We start from the raw sequence: 12,700 nt of genomic DNA on the forward strand, positions 1-12,700 counted from the left end.
CTTCAGCGCAGCAGCGACTTCTTCATGTACGCCAGGTAGAAGCCGGGCGCGTAATCGTCGATGCGGGCGTACTCCTCGTAGCCGTGCTTCAGGTAGAACGGGCGCGCCTGCCACTCGAAGGTGTCCAGCTTTGCGTTCTTCGCGCCCAGCGCGATGGCTTGCTGCTCGGCCTCGGCCAGCAGGCGGGTGCCAAGGCCCGAGCCTCGCGCGTCTTCTTCGACGAAGAGCACTTCGATGTTGAGCCAGTAGAGAAACACGAAGCCGCGCAGGCCACCGAGGAGACGCCCGTTCTCGTCCCTTGCGTTGAGGCGGATGTACTGCTGTTCGGGGTACTCGCCGACGAAGCCATAGTTGTAGTGGCGCAGCTTGAGGCCGAGCTCGCTAGAGCGGATTTCTTCAGGCGTGGCGGGGGCAATGGTGAGGTTTTTCATTCGGGAGAAAAGCTGTGCGATGGAACGGTGCAACTCTACCGGCTCGCCCCAAGTCCGAACCCGAACCACAGCCCGCTCAGGATTGGCGGACGAAGCCACCCAACGAAGAAAGCCGCGCACGCATATGCAATCCCTGGGAGACGCCATCGACCGACTTCGCCTGAGCCCCTCCATCGCGAACCTCATCAGGTAACTTGGAATCCGTCTTTGGAAAGGCGGTGGCACTGCGCAGAATCGGCCGAAGCGTTCGTTCGACCATTGCCATGCCACTGCGTACCTTTCATCTTTCTCCGTCGGCCCAGGGCCGCAAAGTTCTTGCCCTGACAGCCACTGCCTGGCGCATTCCGCCGCGCTCGGCACGCGAAGTGGCGCGCCGGGCACCACACGGCTATGTGCCTGTGCGGGCGCTGCGGCGGCTGCATGCGGCCGCGGTGCTGGCCCTGCTGCCGCATTCGTGGTGAACTTGGCGCCAGGGCCATGAACCTGGAGACAAGAGAAGATGCTGATCGTCCTGGGCGGTCTGCCGGGCACGGGCAAGACCACCATCGCGCGCGATATCGCCGAACATCGGCGCCGCGTCGAGCAGCGCAGCGTCGACGTGCCGGGCCTCGTGCCGCCGGCGTGGGCGTCCGTGCAGCGCCACGACTACGCGCCCTGGACCACCCAACGCCTCGTCATCGACACCGCAAGCCTCAGCGCGCATGAGGCCGTGCAATCGATCCTGTCCCACGTGCGCGACTGAGCATTCAGCAAATATCGATATAGAAATTCAGCGCAAACGGTGCGCGCGATGCCTCGGAGAATTTGCATCAATTCTTTCCGAGGCGTCTTTCGCCGCACACCGTGTCCTACTCGCTGTCCCTGCTCGACAAGAGCCTGATCCCAGAAGGCGCCGACGCCGCTCAAGCGTTCCAGCACACCATTGCGCTCGCGCAAAGCGCGGAGCGGCTGGGCTACCACCGCTACTGGCTCGCCGAGCATCACGGCAACAGGAACTACGCGGGCTCCGCCCCCGAGGTGCTGGCAGCGCACGTGCTCGCGAAGACCTCGCGAATCCGCGTGGGCACGGGTGGCGTCATGCTGCAGCACTACAGCCCGTTCAAGGTGGCCGAGACCTTCCGCGTGTTGGCTTCGCTGGCACCGGGGCGCGTGGACCTGGGCATCGGCAAGGCACCCGGCGGCCTGCCGCTGACGAGCAAGGCGCTGCAATGGCTGCACGATCCGGTGAAGGCGAAGGGCGAGGACTTCGGGCTGCGCCTGGCCGAGCTCGATGCCTTCCTGCACGATGGCATTGCCTCCGGCCATGCGTTGGCCGGCGTGGTGGCCACGCCCAATCCCCCGCAGCTGCCGCAGCGCGTGCTGCTCGGCGGCAGTCCTGAAAGCGCGGTGCTGGCGGCGCGCCTCGGCTGGGACTTTGCCTATGCGGGGCATTTCAACGGCGACCCGGTGAACCTTGCGCAATCGATCGAGGCCTACCGTGCCGAGACGGGCCGCGCGCCGCTGCTCGCGCTCTTCGCCTTCGCGGCCGAGACGCACGAGAAGGCCGCGGAGCTTGTCGGTGCGCTGCGCAGCTTTCGCGTGCACCTGTCCACGGGCCAGAGCGTCAACCTGCCGAGCCTCGAGGCGGCCGCCGAGTTTGCGCGGCAGGCCGGCGTGAGCGACTACCGCACCGAAGAACGCCGCCCGCATGTGATCGCAGGTTCCGGCGAAGAGGTGCGCGACGCGCTCGACGGGTTGAGCGAGCGCTACGGCATCGAGGAGTTCGTCATAGACATCCCCGTGGCCGGTTTCGCCGAGCGCCACGCCTGCGTCGAACTGCTTGCCAAGGCGCGCGAACCGGCGCTGGCCTGAGCCTTTCCTTCAACCTCACAAGAACGATCGTCATGAGCAACATCAAGTTCGGCGTCATGCTGCAGGGTGCCGGCAGCCACATGAATTCATGGAAGCATCCGGGCGGGCCGGCCGACGCCAGCGTCAACCTCGACTTTTTCGTGCGCACCGCGCAGAGGGCCGAAGCGGCCGGCATCGCCTTCGCATTTGTGGCGGACGGGCTCTACATCAACGAGAAGTCGATCCCGCATTTCCTCAACCGCTTCGAGCCGATCTCGATTCTTTCGGCTCTCGCCACCGTGACCTCGAAGATCGGCCTCGCGGGTACCGTTTCCAGTTCGTACAGCGACCCGTTCACGGTGGCGCGCCAGTTCGCCTCGCTCGACCTGATCAGCGGCGGCCGCGCGGGCTGGAACGTGGTGACCACCCCGCTCGAAGGCAGCGCGAAGAACTACAGCCGCAGCCACCCCGAGCACGCGCTGCGCTACGAGATCGCCGACGAGTACCTTGCCGTCACGCAGGGCCTGTGGGACAGCTGGGACGACGATGCCTTCGCGCGCAACCGCGAGACCGGCCAGTTCTTCGAGCGCGAGAAGCTCCACACGCTGGACCACAAGGGGCGCTTCTTCCAGGTATCGGGCCCGCTGAACATCCAGCGCTCGCCGCAGGGCCAGCCGGTGATTTTCCAGGCCGGATCGTCGGACGCGGGTGTCGGTCTCGCGGGCAAGTATGCGGACGCGGTGTTCACGCATTCACCTTCGCTGGAAGACACGCGCAGCTTCCTGCGGCAGGTGAAGGCCAGTGCGGTCGCGCAGGGCCGTCAGGCCGACGACGTGAAGATATTCCCCGGCATCGGTCCCGTGGTCGCGGCCACCGAGGAAGAAGCCGAGGCCAAGTACCGCGCCATCCGCGAACTGCTGACGGTGGAGGAGGCGCTGGCCTACTTGGGTCGCTTCTTCGATCATCACGACTTCGGCCAGTACCCGCTGGACGCGCCGTTCCCCGAGCTGGACGAAATCGGCCGCAACAGTTTTCGCTCGACCACCGACCGCATCAAGGCCAACGCGAAGGCCAATGGCCAGACCTTGCGCGAAGTGGCGCTCGAAGTGGCCACGCCGCGCACGCAGTTTGTAGGCACCGGCGAGCGCATCGCCGACGAGATCATCCGCTGGGTGGACGAGGGCGCGGCCGATGGCTTCATCCTCGGTTTCCCGGTGCTGGGGCAGGGCCTGGACGACTTCATCGAGTTCGTGATTCCGGTGCTGGAGGCGCGCGGGCGCTACCAGCGAGAACTGCCTGGCGTCACCCTGCGCGACCACCTGGGACTGCCACGCAAGGCGAGCCGCTACGCCGCGCAAGACGACGCACCCGCAGCGAAAAAGAAGGTCGCCTGATGGGAGTGAACCGCAAGGAGACGGAGACGAACCGCATGAACGAACACTTCCTCTACACCACGCCGCTCGACCCGCGCGCAAAGCCGTTGCTCGAAGGCCTTTCGTTTGAGTACGACAGCCGCTATGGCGACGTGCTGCGCGAGCCCGGCGCGCCGCGCGAGATAGACCGCTATCCGGCCGAGGTGTTTGCGCCGTCGCACGGCGGCAACTTCGTGCTGCTGCTGCGGGACGGCATCGCCATCGGCGGTGGCGCCTTCATGCGCCATGACGAGCGCACGGCGGAACTCAAGCGCGTGTGGACGCATGCAGACCTGCGGCGGCAGGGTTTGGCCAGCAAGGTGCTTGCCGAGCTGGAGGCGCAGGTGCTGCGGCAGGGCTATGAGCGCATCTACCTGACGACGGGCTTTCGCCAGCCCGAGGCCGTGGGCCTGTACCTCGGCCATGGCTACACGGCGCTGTTCGATCCGCCCATCGACCCCGAAACGCCGCGCAAGCTGCCTTTCGAGAAGCACCTGGACACGGGGCGCCATCACGGCCGTCCGGCCGCGCAACGAGCCGAGGCGGTACAGCGATGAACACGACCGTCCTCGACGCCGGCAGCGAGCCGCGCAGCCCCGCGCCCGTTCGCGTGCCTCAACCGCCGCGCGCGGCAGCAGCGCCAGCACCCGCCAAGGGCGACTACTCGCACTTCCGCGTCGTGCCGGCGAAGTACCCGGCCCGCACGGCCGGCACCATCTTTGCCGTGGCGGTCATCGGCATCGTGCTGCATTCGACGCTCACCAACCCGCGCTGGGGCTGGGGCGTGTTCGCCGAATGGTTCTTTGCGCAGCCGGTGCTCGAAGGGCTGGGCCGCACGCTGCTGCTGACGGCGCTGGGCGCGTTGCTCGGCTTCTTTTTCGGCACCGGGCTGGCGCTGGCACGCGTCTCCCGCTCGCCGCTGCTGGCGCGGCTGTCATGGGTGTTCACGTGGATCTTCCGGTCGATTCCGGTGATCGTGCTGCTGCTGATCATCAACAACCTCGGCTACCTCTACGAGACCGTAGCGCTGGGCATTCCGGGCACCGACGTCACCTTCTTCTCGTACCCGACCACGCAGCTGATCAGCCCGTTCGTGGCGGCACTGGTGGGCCTCACGCTGAACCAGGCGGCCTTTGCCTCGGAGATCGTGCGCGGCGGCATCCTTTCGGTGGAGCAGGGGCAGCTCGAAGCGGCGGCTGCACTGGGGCTGTCGCGCGGAAGGCAGTCGCTGCGTATCGTGCTGCCGCAGGCGATGCGCACGATCTTGCCGACGGCCTTCAACGACATCATCGGGCTGGCCAAGGGCACGTCGAACCTCTACATCCTGGCGCTGCCCGAGCTGTTCTACACGATCCAGATCATCTACCGGCGCAACCTCGAAGTGATTCCGCTGCTGATGGTGGCGACGGTGTGGTACCTCATCATCCTCACGGTGCTGTCGGTGGCGCAGCACTACATCGAGCGGTATTTTTCGCGCGGCGCGCTGCGCCATCCGCCGCGTTCGTGGCTCGGTGGCGTGGTGCGTGGCCTGTGGCGATCGAAGGCGCCGACCGTGGCACCCGTGACCGGAGCGCCGGTCGCCGCCGACGCCCCCGCGCAGGTGCCGCGCTGGACCGATCCGCTCACGCGGGGCGGCGAGGTCACGATCCACGGCGTTTCGAAGAGCTTCGGCACGCTCAAGGTACTCGACGACGTGACGCTCACCGTGGGTCAGGGCAGCGTGACGGTCATCCTCGGCCAGTCGGGCTCGGGCAAGTCGACGCTGCTGCGCGTCATCAATCACCTGGAGCGCGTGGACGACGGCTTCATTGCCATCGACGGCGAACTCATCGGCTACCGCCGCGACGCGGACACGCTCTACGAGCTGCACGAGAAGGAAATCCTCAAGCGCCGCGTTGACGTGGGCATGGTGTTCCAGAACTTCAACCTGTTCCCGCACCTCACGGTGCTGGAGAACATCGTCGAGGCGCCGGTGTCGGTGCGCGGCCTGCCGCGCGCCGAAGCCGAGGCACTGGCCTCCGAGCTGCTGGGGCGCGTGGGCCTGGGCGACAAGACGCATGCCTATCCGCGCCAGCTTTCCGGCGGCCAGCAGCAGCGCGTGGCCATCGCGCGCGCGCTCGCGGTCAAGCCCAAGGTGCTGCTGTTCGACGAGCCCACCTCGGCGCTCGACCCCGAGCTTGTGGGCGAGGTGCTGGCCGTCATCAAGGAGCTGGCGCGCTCGGGCACCACGCTGGTCATCGTGACGCACGAGATCGGTTTTGCGCGCGAGGTGGCCGACACCATCGTCTTCATGGAGCGCGGCCGCATTCTCGAAACCGGCACGCCCGACAAGGTGTTCAACGCGCCGGAGCATCCGCGCACGGCTGAGTTCCTGGCCAAGGTTCTTTGATTCCTCATCCTTTTCTTTCTCTACTGCATCGCTCTTCATGACCCATCGACGAAACATCCTGTCCGCTCTTCTGGCGACGTTGCTGCCCCTGGCTGCCCTGGCGCAACCCGCCGCCGACCTGAGCCCCGAGCAGGCCGGCCGGCCGCGCGCGCAGAAGCTCGACGAGGCCGTCAAGCTCGCGAAGGACTTCAAGTTCCAGAAGGAGGGCGTGCTCGTCGTCGGCACGACCACCGGCCGCCTGCCGTTCGCGGCCTATGCGACCGACACGAAGACGCCCGTGGGCAACGCCCCCGACATCGCCCAGCTGGTGGCCGACAGCCTCGGCCGCAAGCTGGAGCTGGTGTCCACCGCCTGGGCCGATTGGCCGCTGGGCCTGCAGTCGGGCAAGTTCGACGTGGTGGTGTCCAACGTGACAGTGACCGAAGAGCGCAAGGAGAAGTTCGACTTCTCCACTTACCGCAACGACCAGATCGGCATCTACGTGAAGTCCGACAGCAAGCTTGGCGCCATCAAGGAGCCGAAGGACATTGCGGGTCTGAAGGTGATCGTGTCGGCCAGCACCAACCAGGAGCAGATCCTGCTGCGCTGGAACAAGCAGAACGTGGCGGCCGGGCTGAAGCCGGTCGAGATCCAGTACTACGACGACGATGTGGTGCAGCGGCTGGCGATCCAGTCGGGCCGCGCCGATGCGTACGTGGGCCCGAACGCCATCGCGGCCTATGAGGCGCGCGACGGCAAGACGAAGCTCGCGGGTGTGTTCTCCGGCGGCTGGCCGCAGAACGCCGAGATTGCAGTCACTTCACGCAAGGGCTCGGGCATTGCGGACGCCATCACGCTCGCACTGAACGCGCAGATCAGGAACGGCAACTACGCCAAGGCGCTTTCGCGCTGGAATCTGAATTCCGAAGCCATCGAGGCCTCGCGCACCAATCCGCCAGGCCTGCCGAAGAACTGAGCGACGGGCATGACTTTCAAGTACGCACCGGGCGCCTGGATCGCCCGCAGCTTCGTCGCACTCGCGCTGGTTGCCGGCGCGGTGCAGGCTGCCGACAAGTTCGACTTCAGCCCCGAACAGCGCAGCCGTCTGCGCGCCGGCAAGGACGCGGAAGCCGTCAATGCCATTCCACCGAGCTTCAGATTCGTGAAGGAAGGCGTGCTGACCGTCGCCATTGCGCCGTTCGCCCCACCCATCTCGACCTACGCCACCGACGCGAGGACGGTCGTCGGCTTCGACGCCGACTTCGCGCTGCTCATCGCCGATGCGCTGGGCCTGAAGCTCGACCTGCAGCCCATCGCCTGGGCCGACTGGCCGCTGGGCCTGAGCTCGGGTAAGTACGACGCGGTGATCTCCAACGTGGGCGTGACCGAGCAGCGCAAGGAGAAGTTCGACTTCTCGACCTACCGCCTCGGCCTGCATGGCTTCTATGTGCGCACCGACAGCGCGATCAAGTCGATCAAGGAGCCGAAGGACGTGGCGGGCCTCAAGCTGACGACCGGCGCCGGCACCAACCAGGAGCGCATCCTGCTCGAGTGGAACCGGCAGAACGTTGCGGCGGGTTTGAAGCCCGTCGAGATCCAGTACTACGACGATGATGTGACGCGCACGCTGGCGGTGGTCACCAAGCGGGTCGATGCCAACTTCAATCCGAATGCGCCGCAGGCCTATGAGGCTGCGAAGAACGGGCAGATCCGGTTGGTCGGAACGGTCAACGCGGGCTGGCCGCTGAAGTCGGACGTGGCCATTGCCACGCGCAAGGGCAGCGGCCTCGCGGTGGCGCTGACCACCGCGGCCAATGGCCTGATCCGCAACGGCACCTACGCCAAGGCCCTGGCGCGCTGGAGCCTCGTGGAAGAAGCCTTGCCGAAGTCGGAGACCAACCCGCCCGGTTTGCCGAAGTTCGCGCCATGAGCATCCGCCATCTTGCATTCCTCACGCCCGGCAACTACGCCGAGGGCGATCCGCACACCGGACTCGAAGCCGCGCTGAAGCTCTTCGAATTCGGCGAGAAGCTCGGCTTCAACGGTGCATGGGTGCGGCAGCGGCACCTGGAGCGCGGCGTGTCGTCGGCCGCGACCTTCCTGGCCGCCGCAACGCAGCGTGCGCGTCGCATCGAGCTGGGCGCGGCAGTGATCCAGATGGGCTACGAGAATCCGTTCCGGCTTGCCGAAGACCTCGCCACGGTCGACGTGCTCTCGCGCGGCCGGCTGCAGGTGGGCCTGAGCGCGGGCGCGCCGCAGCATGGCGCGCTCTTGGGCAACCGCTTCTACGACGCGGCGCCGAACACCGTCGACTTCACGCACAAGCGCGTCGGGCGGCTCAAGGCCAACCTGGAGGACACGCTGCTTGGCGATGAGCAGACTTTTGTCGAGTCGGCCGGCGGTCGCGTGCGGCCGCGCATTCAACCGTACCCACAGGGCTTGACCGACCGGCTCTGGTACGGCGGCGGTTCGCTGCGCTCGGTCGAGTGGGCGGGACGCAATGCGTTCAACCTGCTGCTGGGCAATGTGCTGTCGGGCGAGACCACCGACGACTTTTTGCAGGCGCAGCTGGGCCTCGTCGAGCGCTATCGCGCCAGCGAAGCGGATGGGCGCAGGGGCAGGGTGGCGCTGGGCCGCGTGATCGTGCCGCTCGATGGCGCCGATGCCGCCACGCGCAAGCGCTACCGCGAGTTTGCGGCCGGCCGCGTCGAACGCACGCTGACGCCGCAGGGCGAGCGGCGCACGCTGTTCGCGGGCGACCTCGTGGGTACCTCCGACGAAATCCTGGAGCGCCTGCGGCACGACCCGGTGCTGCCGCATGTGAGCGAATTGCGTGTGGAGCTGCCCTACAACTTCAGCGGTGCGGAATACGAACAGATCCTGACCGACTTGTCTGGCCGCATCGCGCCGGAACTCGGTTGGCGGGCGCTTTGAACTGGAGGATGGAGAGAGAGGGGAGACCCTGAGGCATTGAGTTCGAGGTGAGTTGGAGTCGGGTTGCGCTTTCTGCAATTCGACGGGCGACTTTTCAACGGGCCTTCGGCCCGTTTTTTTTCAAGAGAAGGCGAGCCCTACAGCATGTAAGTCACGAGCTTGAAGTCCGGGTCCTCGGGGAAGGGCCTCACCGTGAAGCCCAGCCGCCGCACCAGCTTCAGCATGTCGGGGTTGTTGGCCAGCACCAGCCCGTCGATTTCCGCAAGGCCCTTGTCGCGCGCCACGTCGATGATGCTTTCCATCAGCCGCGAGCCGATGCCCTTGCCGCTGAACTCGTCGGCCACCACCAGCGAGAACTCGCAGCTGGTCTGGTCGGGGTTGGTGACGTAGCGCGACACCCCCACGATGTGCTCGCTCTCGAGCACGGTGCCTTCGGGCGACACGCTGCGCTCCAGCATCACCGCCACCAGCGCCATCTCGCGGTCGTAGTCGATCAGCGTGAAGCGCGACAGCATCGACGGCGGCAGTTCGTGGAAGCGCGAGACGAAGCGGAACCAGCGGCTCTCGGGCGACAGGCCCTGCACCAGCGCCTGCAGCATCTGGGCGTCGTTGGGGTGTACCGGCCGCACGATGTAGGTGCCGCCGCCGGTGCCCGGCAGGGGCCACTCGCGCCGGTAGCGCGCGGGGTACGGCATGATCGCCAGGTGCTGGTAGCCGTTGCCCAGGTGGCCCGCCGCCGCCTGCGTGCTGCTGCCGATCACGATGCGCGCATCGACGGACACCGCGCCCGACTCGTCCACGATGATCGGGTTGATATCCATCTCGCGCAGCTCGGGCAGCTCGCACACCATTTCAGACACGCGCAGCAGCACGTCTTCGATCGCTTCCATGTTCACGGCACTCGCGCCGCGCCATTCACCCAGCGTCTGCGCCACGCGCGAGCGCTCGATGAGCCGGTGCGCGAGAAACTGGTTGAGCGGCGGCAGCTCCATCGCGCGGTCGTTCAGCAGCTCGATCATGGTGCCTCCCGCACCGAAGACGATGACCGGGCCGAAGGGCTCGTCGGTCACCATGCCCACGTAGATCTCGCGGCCGCGCCGCGCCCGCACCATCTTCTGCACGGTCACGCCGTTGATGCGCGCCTCGGGCGCGAGGCGGGCCACGCGCTCCATCATCTCGATGTAGGTGTCGCGCGCGCCGGTGCCGTTCATCACGTTGAGCGCGACGCCCTCGACGTCCGACTTGTGGGGGATGTCGGGCGAATCGATCTTCAGCGCCACCGGAAAGCCAAGCTGCGTCGCGATCATCATCGCCTCGCTGGCGCTGCGCGCGAGCATCGTGCGCGTGATCGGAATGTGGAAGGACGACAGCAGCGACTTCGATTCCATCTCCGTCAACACACGGCGCCGCTCGGCCAGCACGCTTTCGATCAGCAGGCGCGCGCCCTCGATGTCGGGCTTGGCCAGCGCCGACAGCGGCGGCGGCGTCTGCTGCAGCAACTGCTGGTTCTGGTAGAAGGCCGCGATGTTGCCGAAGGCGCCCACCGCGGCCTCTGGCGTGCGAAAGCTCGGGATGGTTGCCTCGGCCAGCACCGAGCGCGCCTTGCCGACGGAAGAGTCGCCCATCCAGCAGGCCAGCAGCGGCTTGTTCATCGGCCGCGGAATGTCCGCCAGCGCTTTTGCGGTGGCGGCCGCATCGGCGCCGGCCTTGGGCGAGAAGATGGCGAGCACGCCGTCGACCTGGCTGTCGGCCGAGGCTGCGTCGATGGCGGCGCGGTAGTGTGCGGGCAGGGCCTCTTCAGAAAGGTCGATCAGGTCGGCCAGCGAGGCGAGCGGGGGCAGGGCGGGCTGCAGCACTTTCTGCGCGGGTGCGGAGAGCTTGCCCAGGTCGAGCCCGATCTCGTTGATCCAGTCGGCCGCCAGCACACCGGGGCCGCCGCCGTTGGTGACCACCGCAAGCCGCTTGCCCACGGGGCGGTAGCGCGAGGCCAGGCACTTGGCGGCCGAGAACAGTTCGACGAAGGAACGCACGCGCACGGCGCCCGCGCGGCGCAAAGCGGAATCGAACACGTCGTCGCTGCCCACGATGGCCGCGCTGTGTGTCTGCGCGGCCTCGTTGCCCGCGGGCTTGCGGCCGGCCTTGAGCACCACCACCGGCTTCGCATGCGAGGCCGAACGCAGCGCGCTCATGAAGCGGCGCGCGTCGGCAATACCTTCGAGGTACACGATGATGCTGTGCGTGGCCTGGTCGTTGGCGAGGAAGTCGAGCACCTGCGGAATGTCGACCGAGGTGTGCGGGCCCAGCGACACCACGCTGGAAAAACCGACGCCGTTCTGCCGCGCCCAGTCGAGCATCGAGGCCGTGAGCGCACCCGATTGCGACACCAGTGCGAGCGGCCCCGGCTTGGCCAGCGGACCGGCCGCACTCGCATTCAGATGCAGCAGCGGCCGCTGGAAACCGAGCGAGTTCGGCCCCAGCAGATGCACCCCTTCGCGCTGCGCGATCTTGCGCCACTGAGCCGCCTGGTCCGCGCCGATGCCGCTCGAAAGAACCGCTGCCGCCGTGCAGCCGATGCGCCCTGCGATTTCAAGCGCGGCCGCCACGTCGCGCGGCGCCAGCGCGATCAGTGCGAGGTCGGCGTGGGTCTGGGCCAACTCTTCGAGCGTGCCCTTGGTGCGCACGTCCAGAAAGCGCAATGTGCCGTCGAAGCGGTCGGTGCGAAAGGCCTCGCGCAGCGTGTGGCCCGCCGGAGTCTGGCCGCCCGGATCGTCGGCGTGGCCGACGAAGGCCACGATGGAGGCGGGCGCGAAAAGCGGGTTCAGGAAATGCTTGTCCATGCCCCCAAGTCTGCACCGTTCGCCGGCCGTTGTGCAGTGCGGTGGTCAGGACGGATTCAGCGCGCTTGGCTATAGTCAAGGTTCCATGCAAAAACGTATCGGCGTGATCTTCGTCTCGCGACGAAATTCATTACGCAGCATCCTGGCCGAAGCGTGCCTCGCGCACCTGGACCCGAAGCGGTTCTCGGCATCTTCCTGCGGTCAACCCGGGCAGGTCGCCCGCGAGTTCCATCCCGCAGCCGTCGCCGCATTGAAGAGCACGAGCATCCCCGTGCCGCTGCGGCCGCCGCGCAGCTGGGACGAACTGGTGCGCGCGAATGCAGCGGCGGCAGACTTCGTCATCACGCTGGATGCGACCACCGAATCCCGCCAGCCGCCATGGCCCGGCCAGCCCGACGCGGCGTTGTGGGCCTACCCGGACGTGGCCGATGGCAGCGACCTCGACAAGATCGCGCACGACGCGATCCAGATGCTGTTCTCGCTGCGCCGCCGGCTGGAACTGCTCGTGAGCCTGCCGATACAAGGGGTGGATCGCTCGGCCGTGCGCTCCGACCTGCGGGACCTGGGGTACTTGCGCTAGCGGGCCTGCGCGCCCGTTCGCTTCACTCCAGCGTGAAGCCGATCTTCAGCGTCACCTGCCAGTGCGCCACCTTGCCGTCGACCACATGCCCACGTGTCTCGGTCACGGTGAACCACTGGATGTTGCGCACCGTCTCGTGCGCCTTGGCGATGGCCACCTGCACGGCATCTTCGATGCTCGTCGGCGAGGAGCCCGTCAGTTCGAGCGATTTGTAGACATGGTTGGACATGGGATCGGTCTCCTTCAGGTTGTTGGTTGGACAGCGGCGGCAAGGCGGCCGCAAAACATCGTAGTCCTGTTGCGGGCGG

General features: G+C 66.9%; 13 protein-coding genes. 10 read left to right on the forward strand and 3 right to left on the reverse strand.

Translation table 11 applies throughout. The annotated features are described in order from the left end of the window. Positions 1-2: 2 nt before the first annotated feature. A complete protein-coding gene (locus ACCC97_RS04895; RefSeq protein WP_413331739.1) occupies positions 3-431 on the reverse strand; it encodes a GNAT family N-acetyltransferase in 429 nt (142 codons plus the stop codon). A 263-nt stretch (positions 432-694) separates the two neighbouring features. Between ACCC97_RS04895 and ACCC97_RS04900 the strand changes: the two genes are divergently transcribed. The 9 genes from ACCC97_RS04900 (at position 695) to ACCC97_RS04940 (ending at position 8,975) form a co-directional block, all read left to right on the forward strand. Then, on the forward strand, positions 695-892 hold the full coding sequence (locus tag ACCC97_RS04900; protein WP_413311785.1) for a hypothetical protein: 198 nt from the start codon (positions 695-697) through the stop codon (positions 890-892). Between the two features lie 38 nt (positions 893-930). Next, entirely contained in the window at positions 931-1,173 is a 243-nt protein-coding gene (locus ACCC97_RS04905) for an AAA family ATPase (RefSeq protein ID WP_413331740.1), read from the forward strand. 101 nt (positions 1,174-1,274) lie between these two features. Continuing rightward, positions 1,275-2,282, forward strand: coding sequence for an LLM class flavin-dependent oxidoreductase (locus ACCC97_RS04910; RefSeq protein WP_007832168.1), 1,008 nt, complete (start codon positions 1,275-1,277; stop codon positions 2,280-2,282). A gap of 32 nt (positions 2,283-2,314) precedes the next feature. Further along, the gene (locus ACCC97_RS04915) at positions 2,315-3,655 is read left to right on the forward strand and encodes an LLM class flavin-dependent oxidoreductase (protein WP_413331741.1); all 1,341 of its coding nucleotides are present in this window, start codon (positions 2,315-2,317) and stop codon (positions 3,653-3,655) included. A gap of 35 nt (positions 3,656-3,690) precedes the next feature. Beyond that, on the forward strand, positions 3,691-4,230 hold the full coding sequence (locus ACCC97_RS04920) for a GNAT family N-acetyltransferase (protein ID WP_413331743.1): 540 nt from the start codon (positions 3,691-3,693) through the stop codon (positions 4,228-4,230). Then, positions 4,227-6,062 (forward strand): amino acid ABC transporter permease/ATP-binding protein, encoded by a 1,836-nt coding sequence (locus tag ACCC97_RS04925; protein WP_413331744.1) that lies wholly within the window; start codon positions 4,227-4,229, stop codon positions 6,060-6,062. The genes ACCC97_RS04920 and ACCC97_RS04925 overlap by 4 nt, the downstream gene beginning before the upstream one ends. A gap of 37 nt (positions 6,063-6,099) precedes the next feature. Beyond that, on the forward strand, positions 6,100-7,017 hold the full coding sequence (locus tag ACCC97_RS04930; RefSeq protein ID WP_413311795.1) for an ABC transporter substrate-binding protein: 918 nt from the start codon (positions 6,100-6,102) through the stop codon (positions 7,015-7,017). Positions 7,018-7,026: 9 nt separating this feature from the next. Beyond that, positions 7,027-7,971 carry an ABC transporter substrate-binding protein gene (locus ACCC97_RS04935; RefSeq protein ID WP_007832163.1) on the forward strand — a complete coding sequence of 315 codons (945 nt, stop codon included), beginning with the start codon at positions 7,027-7,029 and terminating at the stop codon, positions 7,969-7,971. Next, positions 7,968-8,975 carry an LLM class flavin-dependent oxidoreductase gene (locus ACCC97_RS04940; RefSeq protein WP_413331746.1) on the forward strand — a complete coding sequence of 336 codons (1,008 nt, stop codon included), beginning with the start codon at positions 7,968-7,970 and terminating at the stop codon, positions 8,973-8,975. The genes ACCC97_RS04935 and ACCC97_RS04940 overlap by 4 nt, the downstream gene beginning before the upstream one ends. A 137-nt stretch (positions 8,976-9,112) precedes the next feature. Here the strand turns inward: ACCC97_RS04940 and ACCC97_RS04945 are convergent, their stop codons facing one another. Then, positions 9,113-11,812, reverse strand: a complete 2,700-nt coding sequence (locus tag ACCC97_RS04945; RefSeq protein WP_413331747.1) for a GNAT family N-acetyltransferase — start codon at positions 11,810-11,812, stop codon at positions 9,113-9,115. 85 nt (positions 11,813-11,897) lie between these two features. Between ACCC97_RS04945 and ACCC97_RS04950 the strand changes: the two genes are divergently transcribed. Next, entirely contained in the window at positions 11,898-12,392 is a 495-nt protein-coding gene (locus ACCC97_RS04950) for a low molecular weight phosphatase family protein (protein ID WP_007832150.1), read from the forward strand. Between the two features lie 22 nt (positions 12,393-12,414). Here ACCC97_RS04950 and ACCC97_RS04955 read toward each other — a convergent pair whose 3' ends face one another. After that, positions 12,415-12,621 carry a dodecin gene (locus tag ACCC97_RS04955; protein WP_413331748.1) on the reverse strand — a complete coding sequence of 69 codons (207 nt, stop codon included), beginning with the start codon at positions 12,619-12,621 and terminating at the stop codon, positions 12,415-12,417. Between the last annotated feature and the right edge of the window lie 79 nt (positions 12,622-12,700).

Origin of the sequence: Variovorax sp. Varisp85, from assembly GCF_047304045.1 — a bacterium.
Classification (GTDB): domain Bacteria; phylum Pseudomonadota; class Gammaproteobacteria; order Burkholderiales; family Burkholderiaceae_C; genus Variovorax.